This is a genomic window from Emticicia fluvialis (assembly GCF_024793945.1).
GTDB lineage: Bacteria > Bacteroidota > Bacteroidia > Cytophagales > Spirosomataceae > Emticicia > Emticicia fluvialis.
In genome coordinates this window covers 234,422-253,757 of sequence record NZ_JANUSD010000009.1, presented here as the reverse complement: position 1 = coordinate 253,757, position 19,336 = coordinate 234,422, and the positions used below count along the sequence as shown (strand labels likewise).

The window sequence follows — 19,336 nt, the reverse complement described above, 5'->3', positions numbered from 1 at the left end:
AAGGTAGGTATTGAGTTTGGCCTGATGGCTATCGGGCATAATCTGAGAAAGTGGGCAGCAAAACGCCTGTCTGAACAAGAAAATCAACAAAATTCAGCATCTACCGCTCAAAATAGGACTATTTATGTACTTTTTGAATCTTACCAGGTAAAATATCGCTACGCCGCTTAGTAAAACCCGAATCATTCCTATCTGAACCAAAAAAAGAAGCTGCCCCTTTTTGGACAGCCTCTTTTTTTGTTTGTAGAGGTGCAATGCTCGCGGCTCAGGGGTATGTCCACACCATGAATTAATTGCAACGGATTATAATTGTAAATCCTTATTACTAATTAACCTTGTTCTACTATGAGCCACAAACATTGCACCTTTACGAAAATTGATTATATCCTTCTATTGCTTAATCTGTTTTCAAACTCTTCATCGGGTTTACTAATGCGGCTTTGATAGCCTGATAACTCACTGTTAATATTGCAACCAATGCAGCCAGTCCGCCAGCCAGTACAAAAACCCACCATGATAAACTAACCTTATAGGCGAAGTCCTGTAACCATTGCGACATACTGTAACCGGCAATGGGAGAGGCGATGACAATGGCAATTAATATTAATTTGAGATAATTGCTCAATAACAACCCTACAATGTTGGTAACAGAGGCACCCAATACTTTGCGGACACCTATTTCTTTGGTACGCTGATAAGTGGTAAAAGCCGCCAAACCAAACAGACCCAGACAGGCAATGAATATGGCAAGCCCGGCACAGACACTGAATATCTGACCGATTCTATGTTCAGCATCATACATGCTATTGAACCTGTCGTTTAAGAATGAATAGGCAAACGGGTTTTCTGTTTCAGCTTTCCATAGTTTTTCTATATTGCTCAGCAAGGTGGGCAAGTCATTAGTCTTGATTCGTAAAGCCAGCTGATTGTTGTCGCCACCATAGAACATCACCAATGGGGCAATGCGCTGGCGCATGTTTTCAAAATGGAAATCTTTTACTACACCTACAATGGTATAAGTATGCTTGCTTCCTTTAGTACCGTCGCCAACAGTAGAAATCAGCTTTCCAATTGGGTTTTTGAAACCATAAACCCTCACAGCCGCTTCGTTTAGCAATACTGCTGAGCTGTCTGTGGCCAATTCTTTCGAGAAATTCCTTCCAAGTGCCAACTGCATACCCAGTGTCGGTAGATAATCTTCATTGATAAAATAACTTTTGGTCCGGTGAATGCCCGTTTGCGTGCCATTCTGTATTACAATACCATCAACACTCTGGCTGGAATGACCCGCAGGCATAAATCCGGCCGATGTTACGCTTGTAACCTGTGCCATTTTTGCAAGTTTTTCTTTAAATACTTTTACCTTACCGCCCAGCACGTGCGTATCATGTAAAACCAGAATCTGGTCTTTGTTAAAGCCTAGTTTCTTGGTCTGCATAAAGCTGAGTTGCTGGCGGGCAATAATAGTAGCAATTATAAGACCGATTGATACCACAAACTGGCCGGTAACCAATGTATCGCGTAGCCAACCACTACGAAGATTGGCCTGCATTTTCCCTTTCAGTACCGCAACAGGCTTAAACGCCGAAAGTACAAAGGCCGGATAAAACCCTGCTAATACGCCAATCAGCAGGCATGCAAGTAAGGTTACGCCCAGCATAGGTATATTGAACACATCAATAACCGTAAACTGCTTACCTGTCAAGCTGTTAAAACCGGGTAGCAATAGGAGTACCATTACAATTGCCAATACCATTGAAAGCAGCGTAAGCAGCACCGATTCAGTCAGAAATTGCCCAATGAGCTGTTTCTGCACCGAACCAAGCACTTTTCTGATGCCTACTTCTTTGGAACGCCCGGCAGACCCTGCAGTTGAAAGGTTCATGAAGTTGATACAGGCAAGCAGCAATATAAAGGCAGCTATAGCAGTAAAAATGTAAACATATTTGATATTGCTGTTGGTGTCGAGCTCATCATCCAGATCTGAATGCAGGTGAATACTGGTAACAGGTTGAAAGCTAAACCCAAAGCGATTACCGTTTTTATTGAATTCCGACATAGTAATACCGAAAAACTCTTTGATTTCGGCGTTAACGTACTTATTAACCAAACGGTCTGATTGCACGGCCAGCTGCTCTTGAGTATAACCTTCTCTTAAGCGCAGATAGGTATGAGCACCGCTGGCCATCCATTTGGTACCGGCATTAACAGATTTAACCGACCCGAACATATCAAAGTGGAAATGGGTATTAGAGGGTAGGTCTTTACATATACCTGTAATACGGAATACCCCCAAATGCCCGATAGACAAGGTTTTACCGATAGGGTCAGTAAATCCGAAGTATTTCTTCGCCTTTGATTCACTCAGCACCAGCGTGTTAGGTTCAATCACTACCGTAGCCGCATTACCTTTTATGATAGGAAGCGCAAAAAAAGAAAAGAAGTTAGAATCTACAAAGGCGATGTTTTCTTCTTTAAAAACTTCGGTGCCGTGCTTTACCAGAAAAGCGCCGTCGTCGCGCAGGCGGGTAAAAGCTTCAACCCCTGAGTAGTCTCGCATCAGGGCAGGCCCGGCCGGTTCGCTGGCGTAGGCCAGCCGGATATCTTTTTTATCCACCCGCGCATCAATAATCATCCGGTAGATTCTGTCGGCATGGGCGTGGTAGCGGTCGTAGCTAAGTTCGTGTTTTACAAAAAGCACAATTAGCAGGCATGTGGCTAATCCTACGGCCAGCCCAACTATGTTAATGGCGGTAAAGGCTTTGTGTCGCCATAGATTTCTGAACGCAACGGTGAGATAATTTGAGAGCATGTCGGTAAAGCGGGGGTTAGAATCTGTTTTGTAATAGCTATAGAAAGGCAATCCTTTTTTTCGTTTGATAAAGAAAGGTGTCAGGCAGTTCAGCACTGCCCAAAGGTATTCTCGGCGGGCACGGGTAATACCTGCTGTTTCTACCCGTTTGTAAAAGTTTTCGTGTAAATCTCCCTGCACGTATTCAAGCAGGTGTGGGGCCACAAACCATTCCAGTAGTTTGTCGGCCCACAAAGGTGGCTGAGGTGTATCCCTTTGCTTTTTCATATCCGGGCTTAAAGTGAATCGGTGGATAAACCCAAAGAACTTAATTTGCTTTGAGGGATAGTCTGCCAGAGTTGCGAACGCATTTGCTGAACTTCCAAAAGGGCCTGTCCGCCCGATGCGGTTAGGGCAAAAAGTCGTTTGCGGCGGCCACCGCGTTCAGCCGTTGCCCCTCCAACAGAAGAAACCAGAAAGCCTTTTTCTTCCAACCGGTATAGGGTAGTATGCACGGCACCGATGGTGAAGTCTCGCCCGGTAAGTTCCTGCAACTGTTCCATTACAGGTACACCGTACACCGATTCACTACTTGCGGCTACAACCAGTAGCACTAGCTCTTCCAATTCACCCAGAATCGTCTTTTTCATAATCTGTTTATGCTCTTTTATTAGATACTATTTTGTAAATCAAATGATGCACAAATTAATCGATTAGCTTTATAAAAATGTGATGACTGATTATATACTATATTGTAAATCAAATACAATGCCAATTGCAAAATTGATTGTTTTAGGTATGATTTGCGTGTTTTACGAAAATACAGGTGTCCGGAAACGGACAATTGCCTATACAAAACCGGACAGTAAGACGATAGTAGTAAGGCTTTTTTAGCCGGGATTTTGACGAGGATTAAATAAAAAATCGGTACCCATTGCTGAAGTACCGATTTATGTATTTACTGAATAGGCGTTTGTTTCAGAATTTATTCACTTACCGGAATCACAATCATTTTCTTCTTATCAAACGCATCTGCGAATTGTTGACGGGTTTGTTTTTTTCTGAAAACATAGCGATACACCCAAAGGATAGAAGCCGTCGGGATAATATCTGTAAACGGAATAATCTCTTCAACAAACCCGAATGCCGCCCCGAAAGTAGTACGATGTACCGCGTAAATCAGCCCTGATATAACGGGTGCCAGCAGCAGATCGAAACCTTCGCCTAAAGCCGGTATCAGATAGGTAGACATCCCCAGTGCATCAATGGCAAGGCTGGCCAGCAGGTCAAATCTTTGTTTTTCAGCAAACTTTGCTTCCAGTTCTTTATCAGTTCTTTTCATTTCTGTCGCATTTGGTACTTTAATCATTTAAACGTAAAATGTCTTAAAAAGTGTCGTGGCTGTTAATAGTTTTTTATGAATGGTTTTGTTTGCCAGAAAATTGACTATTTTTAAGGCATTGTCGGTAAAGAACCGATGATTGACAGAAACGGGTAAATAAGCATTGAGGATTATGACCAATTTTATAGCCAATATTGTAAACGTTTTTGATGGAACGGTAGCGTTCGGAGAATTAACGGTTGAAAACCGACGGATTCAGCAAATAAAAATTCTGGGTGAAGAGAAAACCGGTGAACCCTATATTTTACCAGGGTTGGTAGATGCGCATATACATGTAGAGAGTTCTATGCTTACCCCGGCGCAGTTTGCCCGGCTGGCAGTGGTACATGGAACGGTCGGGACGGTGTCTGACCCGCACGAAATTGCCAATGTGCTGGGTATAGCCGGTGTAAAATACATGATAGAAGACGGCCGCAAAGTGCCTTTTAAATTCTGTTTTGGTGCGCCATCATGCGTACCTGCTACTACTTTTGAAACAGCAGGGGCAGAAGTAACCGTTGACGACATTACCGAGCTGTTTGGTTATAAGGAAATCGGGTATCTGGCTGAAATGATGAATTTCCCCGGGGTGCTGAACGATGACCCAGCTGTAATGAAAAAACTGGCTGTTGCCAAGGCATTTAACAAACCCATTGACGGGCATGCGCCGGGCTTACGGGGGGCGTCGGCCAAGAAGTACATTGAAGCAGGCATTGAGACCGACCATGAGTGTTTCACGAAAGCTGAGGCCTTGGATAAGTTGAAGATGGGAATGAAGATTCTGATTCGGGAAGGCAGCGCTGCCAAAAATTTTGAAGAACTTATTTCGTTGGCAGACACCTGGTATGCAGCTATGATGTTCTGCTCTGACGACAAGCACCCTGATAATCTGGTAGAAGGCCATATCAACCAGCTGATAAAAAGGGCAGTTGCCAAAGGCATTGATAAATTTAAGGTGTTGCGAATGGCCACCATTAATCCGGTGTTGCATTACCGTATGAATATAGGTTTGCTGCGTGAAGGCGACTGGGCTGATTTTATAAAGGTGGATAATCTGGATAATTTTGAAATACTGGAAACTTATATTGATGGTGAAAAAGTTGCCGAAAACGGAAAATCGCTGATTGAAAACATCAGAAGCGAGGTGGTTAATAATTTTAATTGTGCACCTCTTAAACCGGCGCAAATAGCCGTAAAGGCACCATCAGCAGGAAGTCTTCTGAGGGTAATACAAGCCATTGACGGCCAGTTGATTACCCGCGAAGAATTGGTAAACCCCTTCATACTTGACGGAAACGTGGCGACAGATACAGCAAGAGATATTCTGAAAATGGTGGTTTACAACCGGTATTCAGATACCCCTCCGGCCGTGGCATTTATCGGTAATTTTGGCCTGAAAGAAGGTGCCATAGCCTCATCAGTAGCCCATGATTCGCATAATATTGTGGCTATTGGTGTTGAAGACGAGGCCATCTGTGATGCCGTAAATCTGATTGTGAGAGAACAGGGTGGGGTGTCGGCCGTTAGCAGTAATCAAAAAGGCGTATTGGCTTTACCTGTGGCAGGCCTGATGAGCAATGAAGACGGTTATCAGGTGGCCGAAGATTACACAAGGTTAGATAAATTTACAAAAGAGGTACTCAAAAGTACGCTTACGTCTCCCTTTATGAGTCTGTCTTTTATGGCCTTGTTAGTAATACCCTCTTTGAAGCTAAGCGACTTAGGCTTGTTTGATGGTATTGACTTTAAATTTACTGAGTTGTTTCATGCGGAGTGACTTAACTGTTTTTTTACCACGGAGTGACCCTAAGTTGCACACAGAGTTGCACGAAGTATGTTTTAACTCAGTGCTACTCCGTATTTCAACTTGGTGAAACTTCGTGGTGAAATAATACATAGCAAATGAGCCTTTCAACAAACAGAAAGAAAACGTTGCCTGCTCAAACGAAATTTCTAAAACGGCAATTTGCCTAAATCAACATTGCCACCGGTTAGTATAATGCCTACGCGCTTGTTAGCAAAACGTTCTTTGTGTTTCAGCAATGCAGCAAAAGGCACTGCGGCCGAGGGTTCAATCACTATTTTTAGTTGCTCCCAAATCAGGCGCATGGCCTCCACAATTTCATCATCACTTACAATGATGATATCTTTCACATATTTTCTGATTATTTCCAGCGTTTTATCTCCCAAATTAGTCAGTAAGCCATCGGCAATGGTTTTTAAATACGGAGCTTTCTCTATTTTCCCAGACCTGAAAGAAAGCACCGCATCGGCTGCACCTTCAGGTTCTCCGGCTATTACCTCAGCATCAGGCTGCAGGTAATGCGCTGCCAGGGCAGTACCGCTGAGCAATCCACCACCACCTACGGGGGCCATCACCACATCCAGCAAACCCGCCTGTTCTATTAGTTCAACCGTAGCGGTGGCCTGCCCGGCTATTACATCATAGTTATTAAAAGGATGAACAAATGTTGCCCCTTTTTCATCAATTATCTTCTGTACTGCACTTTCGCGGGCTTCAAGCGTTGGTTCGCATTCAATTATCTCAGCTCCCAGATATTTTACTCCGTTTTTCTTGATATCCGGTGCATTGCTTGGCATTACAATATAGGCCCTGGTACCTACAGCTTTAGCTGCCAGTGCAATGGCCTGTGCATGATTGCCTGACGAGTGCGTGGTAATACCCTTTTGCTGCTCTTCCTTGCTAAGCCTAAGTACGGCATTCAAGCCTCCACGGGCTTTAAACGCGCCAATTTTCTGCAGGTTTTCGCACTTAAAGAATACATGGCAACCAGCCAGCTCATTGATAAACTCAGAGCTCAGCACTGGCGTGTGCCGTATGTATGATCTTATTTTTTCGTGCGTTTCTTTAATGTCGTCAAACGTAGGTATATGGTTCATTGGCTTTTGGCTGGTTTATCTGTAATAAAATATGTAGTCGGTAGCAGGTAAGGGTGATACATGGCCTTTCAGGAGTTGTACTACCTGCCCTCTGTGATACGCAGCGTGCAAGGCCAGATGTGTTAGGATATCGGAGGCAGAACTGGTAAACACTGCACCCAGCGAATTACGATAGGTTACCAGACGGTTAAAATCTACAGTTTCCAGCAAGGCATTCAAATCATTAAAATTGGCTGCCAGTAAATCTTCCAGTTGCTCTTTTTTGTATAACTCCCAAACTTTGGTAGCTGAGCTGACACCTTGTAAACGTTCAATCCAGATTCTCTGCGCCGAAACCATGTGCGAAAGTAACTCAATAGCCCTGGCCGGAGGTTGCTCAATCTGTAAATAAGAAGCAAGCACTTCTGCATTAGCCCAATGCTCATGCTCAAAAAGTCTTAGAAAGTAAGCCTTCATATAATTGCTAATGGTATATTGCTCAAATCGAGCCTCTTGATAGGTTACATCTGCATTATAAACCCAGCGATGCAAATATTATTTACTGCGAAGATAATACTTAAGCGCTTATTGAGGCAATAATGAAGCGTTTATTCAATTAGCCATAAAAAAACCGAAGGCCCGGCCTTCGGTTTTAGGATAGTATCTCAATTAAGCAGGTTAAAATCTTAACTGGCTTTCAGGTTTCCTTCAAATACCCTGATGGCAGGGCCGGTGAGGTACACATTCTGAAAGCCTTCGTCAAACGACACCTGAAGATTTCCGCCGTTGGTTCGTACTTTAATAGGGCTGGGCATACCATGCTTCATGTGAGCCGATAACGCACAGGCCGTTACACCTGTACCGCATGAATAGGTCTCGTCTTCTACACCCCTTTCATAAGTACGTACATATATGGTTTCGCTGTCAATTACTTCTACAAAGTTTACATTGGTGCCGCCGCGTTTCACCCAATCATCAGCATATCTTACTTTTTTGCCTTCTGCTACCACATCATAATGGTGGATGTCGCCCACGTAACGCACATAATGCGGCGAGCCGGTATTCATGAAATCATAATTTTCATGATTCTCAATACTGTGTACTTCACCCATTTTCAACGATATGTCGGTGCTGTTTGCTTTGGCTTCATGTTCGCCATCAACGGCAATAAAGGTAGTGCTGCCACTAAAAATACCCAGGTCTTCGGCAAATCTTACGGTGCAACGCCCGCCATTGCCACACATGCTGCCTTCTCTGCCATCAGCGTTGAAGTACACCATTCTGAAATCGTAGTCCGGGTCGTTTTCTAACAGAATAAGACCGTCGGCACCAATTCCGAATCGCCGGTGGCATAAGTGTTCTATATAGGGCTGCTCAACCGGAAACTGTCCGTCCCGGTTATCAATCATTACAAAATCGTTACCGGTACCCTGGTACTTATAAAAATTGCCTGTATATTTCTGGTTGCTCATAACACGTCAACAAATAAATATCTAAGTTAATTCTTTTGTTTGGTTCTTTCTTTTACTGCTTCAAAATTCAAAGATACGCTGACCGGCCATACGGAAAAATCAATTCGCTTTGGTGGTGCGCTTTAGGGTACCACGTTATTTTCGTTATGTAACCCTTATGATTCTGTATTTTTTACCGGTTTTTAGGCACAAAAAAAGCCGCTTCAAAGAAGCGACCTTTTCCCATACAAAATTATGAAAAAGCTATTACTTTTATCTTTAGACATCTCAAACTGCCGAAAGTTTAACCGGCAGCCGGATATACATTATTTCTTTAATTCTTTAATACGGGCAGCTTTACCTTGTTTTCCACGTAGGAAGAACAATCTTGCGCGGCGTACTTTACCGAAGCGCACTACCTCAATTTTATCAATGCTTGGTGAAAGGATAGGGAAAATTCTTTCTACACCTACACCGTTTGAAATTTTACGTACTGTAAAAGTTTCACCATTTGTACCAGCGTTACGACGCTGAATAACCATACCTGTGTAAACCTGTATACGTTCTTTGTTACCCTCTTTAATTTTCACGTGAACGTTTACTGTGTCACCGGCTTTAAACTCGGGTTGGTTGTCTCTTTTGGTAGCAAATTCTGCTTCAACCAATTTAATCAAATCCATTGTTTTATTATTTACCTGATTATTAATTTACTCGCTTAGTGAAGCGGCTGAATCGTACAAACCCAGCATTCTCCTAACCGGAGTGCAAAATTAACAAATCTTACTGTAAAATCCAAAAAACGAACAGATTTTTCATTTGTTGCCTTTGTTGATGCTAATATAGTGAAATTTTTTTCTCAGGTAAATAGTCAACAAAAAAAAATATAATTTTTTTTCAATTTCGTATAAATATATTCGTTACCTGCTATTCTTTCTCTTTTACTTTGCCCCAACCCATGGTGGCTACCATCCAGTCTGGCAATGGTTTTTGTGTTTTTCTGGTTTTCAGATTCAGATACCAGCCTATTTTTTTCAGAATAGGCACCCGGTGTGTTTCTACAAACTCAATAAGTGTGCCATCAGGGTCCTCCAGATAGGTAAATCGGCCACCGGCCTCGCCCATATCAAAGGTATCGCTGCTGTCAACCGTAAACGGGAAACCATTTCCGGCGCAAAATTCTTTCAGTCCGTCCATATCCAGTGTATCAAAACACAGGTGAATAAAACCCAGGTCTCCCCAGCTACGGCCTGCAAAAATGGTTCTTGGTTTTCCATTTGTATCCAGTGCCTGCACCAGTTCTATTTCAACATTGCCCAGCAACCGGCTGAATGCCCCGCGGTTTTGCATACTTTTACGCAAAAGTACCCGTCTGAAACGTGCATTGCCTTTGCCCAGGGTTTCAAAGTCATTGAAACTACCGGTTTTGTCATAAATCACTTCGCTGATACCCAGCGTATCTTTATAGAGTTTCAGCGCTTTGTCAATGTCGCTCACACCAATAATCACGCCCAAAACGCCACCCGTATTACTCTCTTTAGGCTTAAACCACGAGCCATCAGGCACTATCTGCAATTGGTTTCCGTAGGGGTCCTGCAACCAGCTGTGTTCTTTGCCTTCGGGCGAAAGTTCTACTTTTAAACTATGCCTGCCGGCAAATTGTTTTACATTCTGGCATTTAATTTTCAGGGCAAAGATACCGTAGTCGCCTAATTCCGGGGTAAATTCGGCTGCCAAAGGTGCCGGACGATTCGACTGCCAGATTTCCGCTCCGCCACCACCGGCCATGTTAAGAGCCAGAATGGCACGGCGTTGCCTTACTACCCCGTTGGTATGCGGTGTCATTAATTTAGCCTCTGCTACATCATCAAAAAGCGGCACATTCAGCCCCAGTGTTCTGTTATACCAGCGAAAAGCCTCGCCTGCATCTTTAACGCCAATCCCGACCTGCTGAATGCCACTGATAAATTCTGACATAATACTATATGTATGGTTTAAAAAAGTGTTTCTTGTTTTTGCACCACGAATAACCCCTTTTTTAGGCAAAAATCAAAATCGGGGCGATTTTTATTGGGCAAAAGGGAAAAATGAAAATAGCCTTCCGGTATGAAGGCTATTGTTCTGGTTGGTGGATTACTGGTTGGATTTAGAAATTTTGTGGGCGTATTAATCTTTCTCAACATGGCTGCTGCCCGATGTATTAGAACTAACAACCGGGTTGCCGCGGTAACGAACCTTGCTGGCTCCGCTGGCACTTACGCGCAGATTGTTGCTTACCGTAACTTTTGCCGAGCTTGCCCCTGATACATCCAGGTTAGCTTTCTCAATGTCGGCATCAAAAGCATACAGTTTAGATGCCCCCGATATCTCGGCCTCCAGATTTTTGCCGTTGCCCTCAATAATCAGGTCTGACGCGCCCGACAAGTCTATGTCATAGCCTTTAGCCTGGGTTACAAAAGTAGCCTTTGACGCACCCGACAAATCAATGTACAGTTGGTCCAGGTTATTAAAACCCTTTACATAAGCATTTACTGCACCAGAGAAATCGGTCTCTTTCAGGTCTGGCATTTCAATTTCTACCTCCATGCGGTAGCGTTTTGCCCGCCATTTAGAAAAATACATTTTCAGCTGCCCGCCACTTACGCGCACAACCAGGTCGTCTATGTCGCGGCGGTCGCCTTTTACAAAAATTCTGTAATTGGCGCTTTGCTTTACCTCAACCTGAAAGCCATCACCCATTTCAAGCTTATCAAAACCACTCAGGTTAAAGTACTTGTCTTCCGGATGCCGCGGTTCCAGACCAGACTCAATAATTTCACACGAACTCAGTCCAAATGCCATCAATAGAGTGGCTAACAAGTAATAAACGGTTAGTTTTTTCATAATTATTATTTTTTTGTTTTTGAATCCATGACAAACCAGCCTTCCGTTACCCCCATTGCTTATGCTGAAATTCTTTGTTTTTTTTACGGCAGCACGTCATAAAAAAATTTTACTTTAGTAAGTAGGGGTAAAACGCTGGTGGGTTGTCATATACACAGACCGTTCATCAAATTGATTTTTTAATCTTTCAACAGAAACCGCTATGTTTGCATAAAATTTAAACTTTATTCGGTGCAGTTAACAGAGCAGGAAATAGTTGGCGCAATAAGGCAGGGAAATGAACGTATTTTCGAAGTAGTTTTTCGGAAATACTATCAGAGCCTTTGCAATTATGCCAACTCAATACTGAAAGAGATGGAAGAGGCCGAAGAAATTGTACAGAATTTATTTTCAGGCTTGTGGGAAAAAAGAAGCGGCCTGGAAATTAACATTTCGCTGAAATCTTATTTATACAGGGCGGTGCATAACCACTGCCTGAACCGGATAAAACACCTGAAGATTCGCGAAGAGTATCAGGAGTACGCCACCAGTTATTATGAGAGTTCGTATGAGTCGGTTGGGCAGACAGTGATGAAAAACGAACTTGAACAACGCATACACGAAGCCATTGAAAAATTGCCCGAACAATGCCGGGTGATTTTTAAGCTGAGCCGGTTTGAAGAACTGAAGTACCATGAAATAGCCGACCAACTGGGGCTTTCGCCCAAAACGGTTGAGAACCAGGTAGGCAAGGCGCTGAAAATTTTAAGAACCGAACTGGCCGAGTACCTGCCACTCTTGATTTTACTGGTAGACGGCATAGTAAAGCTGAACATAGAATATTGGTACCTATAAGAAGAATACGCTAAACTTGAATACGAATCGTTCAGATAACCACGAAGACCTTTTAGGCAAGTATCTGGCTCAGGAAACTGATGCCCATGAAGATGCTTTGATTGAAAAGTGGCTGGAGGAGAATGATGCACATCAGAAAGAGCTAAAAGACTACACTTTTATATGGGATAAGGCTGACCTGCTGAAAGAGCAGAATACCCAACCCGTTGATACCGATGCCGCCTGGCTGAAAGTAAAAGCAAGGATGGATACCACACCCAAGGCAAAAGTAATTGACTTTAAACCTGTACCTAAACCCAAAAGATTTTTTAGCCTGGGTATTGCTGCCAGTATTCTGGTAGTGCTAACAGCTGGGTTACTGGCCTATTTTTTTAGCAACCCCCAACCGGAAATGCTGGCTCTTACTACCACAGGCAACACGCTGCAACAAACTTTGCCCGATGGCTCGGTGGTTTTTCTGAACAATAACACCTCTATTGTTTATCCTGAAAATTTTGAGGGCGACACCCGCGAGATAACCCTGAAAGGCGAAGCTTTTTTTGACATAAAAAGAAACGAAAGCAAGCCATTTGTGATTCATGCCAATGGGTCCGACATCCGCGTGCTGGGTACGTCGTTCAATGTGAAAGCCTATAATAAAAATGTAGAGGTGAGTGTTGAAACCGGAAAAGTAGAGTTTAAAAACAAGAAGAAGGCCACACTGCTGGTGGCAGGTGAAAAAGCCACTTTTGAAAACGATACTATTAAAAAACTCAGTGCCGATAAAAACGCTTTTGCTTATAAAACAAAAGTATTTGAATTTGAAAACCAAAGCCTTGAAGAAATAGCGAAAGCGCTGGCCGATGGCTACCATACAAATATTGTATTGACTAACAACCGCATTAAAACCTGCAGGCTCACTACCCGTTTCAACAACGAGTCGCTACCCAATGCGCTCAATATCATAGCCGAAACCCTTAACCTTACTGTATCTGCAAAAGAGGGTGCTTATGTTTTAGACGGACAAGGCTGTGCTGAATAAGCCAGCGCGTTATGAGCCGAAAATAAATATTTTTCTGATAGGGGGGGAATCGTTTTCGGATGTCATAGCTACAAAAAGAGATTAAGTATGAAAAAGCTATTAACATTTATTTTTTTATTGCATCTGTCCCAATCATTTGCACAAGATACACCTCCGCTTGAACGTGTAATCACGGTTAAATTCACAAACGAAAAACTCGATAAAGCCCTTAAGATAATTTCTGATGCAGGTAGTTTCAGCTTTTCGTATAATCCTGACGACTTTGATATTAACAGGCGCGTTTCGGTGGCAGTTCAGAACCAGCCCGTGCGTGAGGCCCTGAATGCTGTTTTCGGCAATACGGCCACTTTTAAAAACAAGGGCAATTACATTATTCTGAAAAGAAACATTGAAGAGCCGAAAAAAGATTTTTTCGTAATGGGCTACGTTTCAGACGGGGAGACGGGCTTGAAAATTGAAAAAGCCAGTGTGTACGAACCTGTCACGCTTGCTTCGGCCGTCACAAACCAGTATGGTTATTATCGCCTTAAAATACCTGCCACGCTTCAAAACGTAAACCTGCAGGTAAGAAAACAGAATTATCGTCATGAAGAAGTGGCGGTAAAAACCAAAACTGACGCCACCGTTAATGTTTCATTGCTGCCCAGCAAACCTATTCAGGTAGCTGCCAGAAAAACGCTGCCGGTAATTTACAGAGATACCTTACCTGCAAAAAAACTCGATAGCCTGCCTAAAGTAGCGGTTTTGCCACAGGTTATTGAAGAGCCAACTACTACAGGCACATCAAAAAAGCCGATTGATTATGATGAGTACTGGGCCGAAACCAAAGACGCTTTAAAAGATGCGCATAAAAAACTGACAGACTGGTTGATAACCACCCGCCAGAATATCCACCTCAATAATATTGAAGATACCCTCTACCGCCAGTCTCAGGTATCTATCCTGCCGTTTATTGGTACCAACCATTATATGAGCGGTAACGTCATCAACGATTACTCGTTCAACATCATAGCCGGATACTCGCTTGGTGTAAGAAAACTTGAGATCGGAGGGGTGCTCAACATGGTAAGGGGCAGGGTAGATGGTATTCAGGCAGCCGGATTCGCCAATCTGGTAGCAGGCAGATTAAATGGTGTGCAGGCTGCTGGTACTGTCAATGTTGTGGGGCAGTCGGCTTATGGCGTGCAGGGTGCAGGTTTTGCCAATGTGGTTTTACGTAATTTCAGTGGGGTGCAAGGCTCGGGTTTTGTGAATGTTGTCGGTAATAATACCCGGAACTCGGTTCAGGCAGCAGGTTTTGCCAATGCTATCTTTAAAAGCGGAAGCGGCGTGCAGGCCGCCGGGTTTGTAAACCTTGTGGGTGGCAGTTTTAAAGGTGTTCAGGCATCCGGATTCCTCAATCAGGTATCTGATGTTTTCAGTGGTGTGCAGGCAGGCATACTGAATATGGCTTACAGGGTAGACAACGGCTTGCAGGTTGGGGTGATGAACGTGGCTGAGGAGTCTAATTCAATACCGGTGGGTCTGATTAGTTTTGTAAAACGCGGAGGCTACAAAAGACTGGAGCTAAGCACCGACGAGGTAAGCCCGGGAAACATTACTTTCAAAACGGGTGTGCGCAGGTTTTATAATATTTTTACTGTGGGTTATGGTTTCGACCAACCCGGCAAACCTGTGCTTAGCTTAGGCTATGGCCTTGGCACTGCCTGGAAACTGAACAAAACGCTGTGGTTGAATTTTGATGTGATAAGCTCGCACCTGCAAAATGATGTGGAAGAATGGGAAACCAACAATTTGCTCCGTGGCAGCCTGGGGCTTGAAGTGCACCTTAGCCCGCGCATAGCACTGTTTGCCGCGCCAACCATCAATTTCCATGCAACGCAGCAGCCGGAGGTGAATCTGGGTAATATGAGCCGATTTAAATTCTATGAAAAACAGGGAAGATACTTTGGCGAGCGGGTAAATCTTGCCTCCTGGATGGGTTATCAGGCGGGTATCAGAATATGTAATATCTAATATGGTTTGCCAGAAAGAATCTCCTCCCTGTTTCAAGGGGGAGATTCTTTTGCGTAAACATCCCAGATTAAAATCTGTATCCCAAATTAAGGCCGAAGCCTCTCAGGTTCAGGTATTTCAGCCTACGGGCGTTATCAATTCTTACGCCTTGTTTATCTACCTGCAATGCCAGATAGGCCTCATTGATCTGGAAAGTATCCAGAATATTCTGGCGCAAATCGCTGATAAATTTATCATCATATTTAGATAAATCCTGATTTGACTCGCCATGCACGGTTACATTTCCAAAGTATCCGCCTATTATATACCAGTCGAGCGTAAATCTTTCTCCCAACCTGAACTGCCTGCCCAGCATTAAACCACCCGACAGCGTTTTAAACTCTGTTTTTACCGGTAGTTCAACTCTTAAAGGCTGGCCTTTATAAACCATATCTACATCAACCGGCAGTGTGCCAAAGAAGCGTTCGTACCGGCCAAACAGTGAAACATAAAAACCAATTGGTGCGTTCGACTTATTAGCCGGATAAAACCTTAATTCGGGGGTTAACTTAAACAAACCCATAGAGGCTTCACCTTTTCTTACGTTTTTTAAACTCACATAATCAATCCCTTCATCTGCGGCATCTACGTATTTTCTGATGGCTGTGGCAAAAGGAATGCGTTCTTCCGGCCTGTGCGAAACCCCCAATGCAAAGCTGAATTTTTTATTGAATGCTTTTTCAAACTGAATATTGTAAGTCTTAAAGGCAAGCGCCGAAGCGTTTACTTTAATAACGCTGGTGCGGTCTTCCTGCGAAAAACACACAAAAGAAATGAAAAGGCATATAATAAAACTGAAGGATTGTTTCACAGAGGTAAGTTTAAGCTGGGGTAGTACAACAGGTTTTAATTCAGATTGTCATCTTGTGTGGCCTGATACATTGAGTTTATGGCGGCCATTTCTTTTACCAGAAATGTCTGCAGTTGTTCGTTAAAATCTTTCTTATCTTCGTCTGTCAGGCTGTCATACAGGTCTTTCAATTCCTGATTAATGCTTGCTTTTTCTTCTTCTGTGGCCGCGTTCATAGCCCTGACATGATAAGATTTAAGATTAAAATTCTTCATTCAATTCTAAAAGGTATTGTATTTTAATAATCGATTTTTAAAATTCAGCTTCAAAGATAAGCTATTTTTGTCCATCATTCACCAAAAAATGCACAATACGGCATGCCGTACCTGTACTTTTTGGATTCTTTGACTCGCTCATTTTCAGGTAAAGCGTATGTTTTTTGTTAATTAAGCCCGCTGCAAGCAGTTTATACCAGGGCAGGTGCAGTCCGCTGCTCCATTGGGTGTACAGGTCCATTTTTTGCCAGGGGCCATTGTTAATTTTATAACTGATTTCTCCGGTATCAGGCCCTGACACAACGCTAAGCCCCAAAGCATTCCCTGTAAACTCAAAAGTTAGTAATGCCTCCGGACTGGTTGCTTCTAACACAGGTACATTCACAAATCCTTCTCTGGTTCCTGCGCCGTCAGCCGGTTTCCAGTTTTCTATCAGTTGCCAGCCATTTTGTATGTGGGCTTCTTTTACCGAAACATACCTGCCTTTATCAAGGCTGATGCCTTCTAAGGCTTGGGGCAAATGCGTAGTTTTTTTTGAGCCCGGCTTTGCGGTCTGGTAGCTTTTGTAGGTGGAATCAAGCAAATACCGGATGGTCTGGTAATAAAGCTCCTGCCCGAATGGCGAAGGGTGCAGGTCTTTAAAGTCATCCTCCCAGCTAAATTCTTTGGCCTGAAGCCTGTCTGCCACTTCTTTGGCCAGGTTAATAGACGGCAGCTTGTAATGTGCTGCCACCAATTCCTGATTTTGTACTTCAAGCGGCACTTTGCCTTGGGCATAATCGGCTGTTTTGTCGGGGTCTGCAAATGCCATCATCACAATATCAACGGCCGGATTCGCTTTTTTTGCATGGCGCACTATTCCTTCCAGCGCCCAAATCTGCATCAGGCTGTCGGTTTCGTTGGTATGGTCGTTTACGGCTGCTTCTACAAAAAGCAGGTCGGGAATGCCTTTATTTAACACATCCTGTTCGAATCTGAAAGCATGAGGCAAACTCCCCAGCGACGGTATCCCGGCATTGATAAACGTAAAGTCTTTCTGCGGAAATTGCTCTTTCAGGTAACTGCTGGTTTTGTCTCGCCAGCCTTTATTGTAAGTAATAGAGCCACCCAGGTAAGCCACCGTTATATTTTGTTTTTGCGCAACAGCCCGGTAAAAATTGTTTAAACCGCCACGGGCCTGCACATAGGCAGACTTCGGCAACTGCCCCGCACCGGGTTTCTGCATACAGGCAGATGAACCAATGAACCAGATAACAATAGCAAAATAGAAGGGCAAACGCATAATAATAAACTGATAATGTTTTAATGAACACGGGTTGATATCTTGGCTTCGTCGAAATCAAGTTGTAATTCCTGTTTCCTGATTTCTTCGTCGCTATAAGCAAACTCTTTTCTGAGGCTGTACAGTTCTCTGCGCTGGGTGCTGTATAAATCTTTCAGAACCTGGTTATACTGCTCAATTTCTTTAACCTGGCAGGCCTGGCATTCCAGCGAGTTAAGCCGCTGATTAGTTACGGAAATATCGTTTTCTATTTCGTTTCTTAAAAAACTCAACAATTCGTTGTTTTCCAGTTCGCTGGCATATTTTTCGTTCAGTTGTTTCAGCGCAGCGTTCATAATTCGCAGTTTAATTCCTGCTTCCTGTTCTACTTCAGGCGCGGCATGGTCAACCTCTTTTACATCCAGCCATTTGACAATTAATGGCAGGGTTAAACCCTGAAAAACCAGTGTAACCAGAATAACGGTAAAAGTAATGAACAGAATCAGATTTCGGTGTGGAAATGCCTCGCCGTTATTCAGATACAAAGGTACCGACAGCGCCGATGCAAGAGATATTACCCCCCGCATACCTGCCCAGCCAATAACAAACGGATTTTTGAGACCCGGATTGGGTTCATTTTCTCGGATACTCCTGAACAACCAGCGGGGTATAAACGCTGCCGGGTAAATCCAGATAAGGCGTATAAGTATGGTAATTGCACTAATAATGAGACCGTATTTTACGGCTTCGGCAATTGAGTAACCGTCAAGTCCTTTAATGATGGTTGGCAGTTCAAGGCCTATCAGTATAAATACCAGCCCGTTCAGTACAAAAATAAGCGTAGACCAAACCCCGGTTGTCTGCAAGCGTGTTGAGCCATGAGTTAGTATCTCATGCGAGCGATACGACAAAAACAAACCGCCGCTCACCACCGCCATCACACCCGAAAAATGAAACTGCTCGGCTACTATATACATAAAGTAGGGGGTAAGCAATGTAAGGGCGGCATCTATGCTGGGGGTGGTAGGTAAAAAACGGTGTATAACGTATGCCACATGGGCTATGGCCAGACCAACCACAATGCCCATGCCAGCCACTACAAAAAAGCTGCCAACGGCTTGCTGTAAAGAAAACTGCCCGGTAAGAAGCGCTGCCAGCGCAAAGCGGAATACTATTAAGCTCGATGCATCATTAATCAGGCTTTCTCCTTCCAGAATGGTAATCACTCTTTTGGGCATTTTGATACCCTTCAATACCGACGATGCCGCAACGGCATCAGGCGGAGATATAATGCCCCCCAGCAAAAAGCCCATAGCGAGTGTAAAACCGGGAATCATGGCCTGTGAAGCATACGCCACTAGGGTAGAGGTAAACAAAACCAGCCCGAATGCCAGCAGACCAATGGGGCGTTTCCATTTCCAGAAGTCGTTCCAGGATGTGTACCAGGCCGCTTCATAAAGCAACGGCGGTAGAAAAATTAGAAAGATGAGTTCAGGGTTTACTTCTATCTGTGGGATATTCGGAACAAAGCTGATGAACAAACCCGCCAGCACCAGAAAAATTGGCGCTGATATTCTGAACTTCTGCCCTAACATGACCAGCATGAAAACGACAAACAATAGCGATAAAACTAAAAGTAGATTGTAGTGCATTTTTGTAAAGGTATTAATTAGGCAACACAGATAGGCAGAGAAAGGTTTATCTACAATTGTATATA

17 protein-coding genes are annotated in these 19,336 nt (G+C 43.6%); 4 read left to right on the top strand and 13 right to left on the bottom strand.

Features of this window, described 5'->3' with window-relative positions:
* Positions 1-397: 397 nt before the first annotated feature.
* The 3 genes from NZ848_RS12700 to NZ848_RS12690 all read right to left on the bottom strand — a co-directional run bounded on the left by NZ848_RS12700 (position 398) and on the right by NZ848_RS12690 (position 4,133).
* Complete coding sequence (locus NZ848_RS12700) at positions 398-3,079, bottom strand: permease prefix domain 2-containing transporter (protein ID WP_259015773.1); 2,682 nt, start codon at positions 3,077-3,079, stop codon at positions 398-400.
* Between the two features lie 8 nt (positions 3,080-3,087).
* Positions 3,088-3,441, bottom strand: a complete 354-nt coding sequence (locus NZ848_RS12695) for a PadR family transcriptional regulator (protein ID WP_253522477.1) — start codon at positions 3,439-3,441, stop codon at positions 3,088-3,090.
* 335 nt (positions 3,442-3,776) lie between these two features.
* A complete protein-coding gene (locus NZ848_RS12690; protein ID WP_259015772.1) occupies positions 3,777-4,133 on the bottom strand; it encodes a hypothetical protein in 357 nt (118 codons plus the stop codon).
* 172 nt (positions 4,134-4,305) lie between these two features.
* On the opposite strand from NZ848_RS12690, the gene ade reads away from it, so the two are divergent.
* Entirely contained in the window at positions 4,306-5,949 is a 1,644-nt protein-coding gene (ade, locus tag NZ848_RS12685; RefSeq protein WP_259015771.1) for an adenine deaminase, read from the top strand.
* Positions 5,950-6,125: 176 nt separating this feature from the next.
* Here ade and NZ848_RS12680 read toward each other — a convergent pair whose 3' ends face one another.
* From NZ848_RS12680 to NZ848_RS12655, 6 genes are all read right to left on the bottom strand, one after another.
* The gene (locus NZ848_RS12680) at positions 6,126-7,073 is read right to left on the bottom strand and encodes a threonine ammonia-lyase (RefSeq protein ID WP_259015770.1); all 948 of its coding nucleotides are present in this window, start codon (positions 7,071-7,073) and stop codon (positions 6,126-6,128) included.
* Positions 7,074-7,088: 15 nt separating this feature from the next.
* Positions 7,089-7,529, bottom strand: a complete 441-nt coding sequence (locus NZ848_RS12675) for a DinB family protein (RefSeq protein WP_259015769.1) — start codon at positions 7,527-7,529, stop codon at positions 7,089-7,091.
* Between the two features lie 209 nt (positions 7,530-7,738).
* Positions 7,739-8,524, bottom strand: a complete 786-nt coding sequence (dapF, locus tag NZ848_RS12670) for a diaminopimelate epimerase (RefSeq protein ID WP_259015768.1) — start codon at positions 8,522-8,524, stop codon at positions 7,739-7,741.
* A gap of 305 nt (positions 8,525-8,829) precedes the next feature.
* Complete coding sequence (gene rplS, locus NZ848_RS12665; RefSeq protein ID WP_101726030.1) at positions 8,830-9,183, bottom strand: 50S ribosomal protein L19; 354 nt, start codon at positions 9,181-9,183, stop codon at positions 8,830-8,832.
* Positions 9,184-9,427: 244 nt separating this feature from the next.
* Entirely contained in the window at positions 9,428-10,477 is a 1,050-nt protein-coding gene (locus NZ848_RS12660; protein WP_259015767.1) for a VOC family protein, read from the bottom strand.
* Between the two features lie 189 nt (positions 10,478-10,666).
* Positions 10,667-11,383, bottom strand: a complete 717-nt coding sequence (locus NZ848_RS12655) for a head GIN domain-containing protein (RefSeq protein WP_259015766.1) — start codon at positions 11,381-11,383, stop codon at positions 10,667-10,669.
* Positions 11,384-11,614: 231 nt separating this feature from the next.
* Here NZ848_RS12655 and NZ848_RS12650 point away from each other — a divergent pair, with 231 nt between their 5' ends.
* The 3 genes from NZ848_RS12650 to NZ848_RS12640 all read left to right on the top strand — a co-directional run bounded on the left by NZ848_RS12650 (position 11,615) and on the right by NZ848_RS12640 (position 15,254).
* Positions 11,615-12,217, top strand: coding sequence for an RNA polymerase sigma-70 factor (locus NZ848_RS12650; protein ID WP_259015765.1), 603 nt, complete (start codon positions 11,615-11,617; stop codon positions 12,215-12,217).
* A gap of 16 nt (positions 12,218-12,233) precedes the next feature.
* Positions 12,234-13,238, top strand: coding sequence for a FecR family protein (locus tag NZ848_RS12645; RefSeq protein ID WP_259015764.1), 1,005 nt, complete (start codon positions 12,234-12,236; stop codon positions 13,236-13,238).
* Positions 13,239-13,325: 87 nt separating this feature from the next.
* Positions 13,326-15,254 (top strand): STN and carboxypeptidase regulatory-like domain-containing protein, encoded by a 1,929-nt coding sequence (locus tag NZ848_RS12640; protein ID WP_259015763.1) that lies wholly within the window; start codon positions 13,326-13,328, stop codon positions 15,252-15,254.
* 67 nt (positions 15,255-15,321) lie between these two features.
* Here the strand turns inward: NZ848_RS12640 and NZ848_RS12635 are convergent, their stop codons facing one another.
* The 4 genes from NZ848_RS12635 to NZ848_RS12620 form a co-directional block, all read right to left on the bottom strand.
* Positions 15,322-16,104, bottom strand: a complete 783-nt coding sequence (locus NZ848_RS12635; protein ID WP_259015762.1) for a DUF3575 domain-containing protein — start codon at positions 16,102-16,104, stop codon at positions 15,322-15,324.
* Between the two features lie 35 nt (positions 16,105-16,139).
* Positions 16,140-16,358: a hypothetical protein gene (locus NZ848_RS12630; protein ID WP_259015761.1), complete on the bottom strand. Its 219-nt coding sequence runs from the start codon at positions 16,356-16,358 to the stop codon at positions 16,140-16,142.
* Between the two features lie 61 nt (positions 16,359-16,419).
* Positions 16,420-17,640: an SGNH/GDSL hydrolase family protein gene (locus NZ848_RS12625; RefSeq protein WP_259015760.1), complete on the bottom strand. Its 1,221-nt coding sequence runs from the start codon at positions 17,638-17,640 to the stop codon at positions 16,420-16,422.
* 20 nt (positions 17,641-17,660) lie between these two features.
* The gene (locus NZ848_RS12620; protein WP_259015759.1) at positions 17,661-19,271 is read right to left on the bottom strand and encodes a Na+/H+ antiporter; all 1,611 of its coding nucleotides are present in this window, start codon (positions 19,269-19,271) and stop codon (positions 17,661-17,663) included.
* Between the last annotated feature and the right edge of the window lie 65 nt (positions 19,272-19,336).

Excerpts from the sequence above, each read along its gene's own strand:
- NZ848_RS12700 (WP_259015773.1), bottom strand. The coding sequence starts at position 3,079 with ATGAAAAAGCAAAGGGATACACCTCAGCCACCTTTGTGGGCCGACAAA.
- NZ848_RS12695 (WP_253522477.1), bottom strand. The coding sequence starts at position 3,441 with ATGAAAAAGACGATTCTGGGTGAATTGGAAGAGCTAGTGCTACTGGTT.
- NZ848_RS12690 (WP_259015772.1), bottom strand. The coding sequence starts at position 4,133 with ATGAAAAGAACTGATAAAGAACTGGAAGCAAAGTTTGCTGAAAAACAA.
- ade (WP_259015771.1), top strand. The coding sequence starts at position 4,306 with ATGACCAATTTTATAGCCAATATTGTAAACGTTTTTGATGGAACGGTA.
- NZ848_RS12680 (WP_259015770.1), bottom strand. The coding sequence starts at position 7,073 with ATGAACCATATACCTACGTTTGACGACATTAAAGAAACGCACGAAAAA.
- NZ848_RS12675 (WP_259015769.1), bottom strand. The coding sequence starts at position 7,529 with ATGAAGGCTTACTTTCTAAGACTTTTTGAGCATGAGCATTGGGCTAAT.
- dapF (WP_259015768.1), bottom strand. The coding sequence starts at position 8,524 with ATGAGCAACCAGAAATATACAGGCAATTTTTATAAGTACCAGGGTACC.
- rplS (WP_101726030.1), bottom strand. The coding sequence starts at position 9,183 with ATGGATTTGATTAAATTGGTTGAAGCAGAATTTGCTACCAAAAGAGAC.
- NZ848_RS12660 (WP_259015767.1), bottom strand. The coding sequence starts at position 10,477 with ATGTCAGAATTTATCAGTGGCATTCAGCAGGTCGGGATTGGCGTTAAA.
- NZ848_RS12655 (WP_259015766.1), bottom strand. The coding sequence starts at position 11,383 with ATGAAAAAACTAACCGTTTATTACTTGTTAGCCACTCTATTGATGGCA.
- NZ848_RS12640 (WP_259015763.1), top strand. The coding sequence starts at position 13,326 with ATGAAAAAGCTATTAACATTTATTTTTTTATTGCATCTGTCCCAATCA.
- NZ848_RS12630 (WP_259015761.1), bottom strand. The coding sequence starts at position 16,358 with ATGAAGAATTTTAATCTTAAATCTTATCATGTCAGGGCTATGAACGCG.
- NZ848_RS12625 (WP_259015760.1), bottom strand. The coding sequence starts at position 17,640 with ATGCGTTTGCCCTTCTATTTTGCTATTGTTATCTGGTTCATTGGTTCA.
- NZ848_RS12620 (WP_259015759.1), bottom strand. The coding sequence starts at position 19,271 with ATGCACTACAATCTACTTTTAGTTTTATCGCTATTGTTTGTCGTTTTC.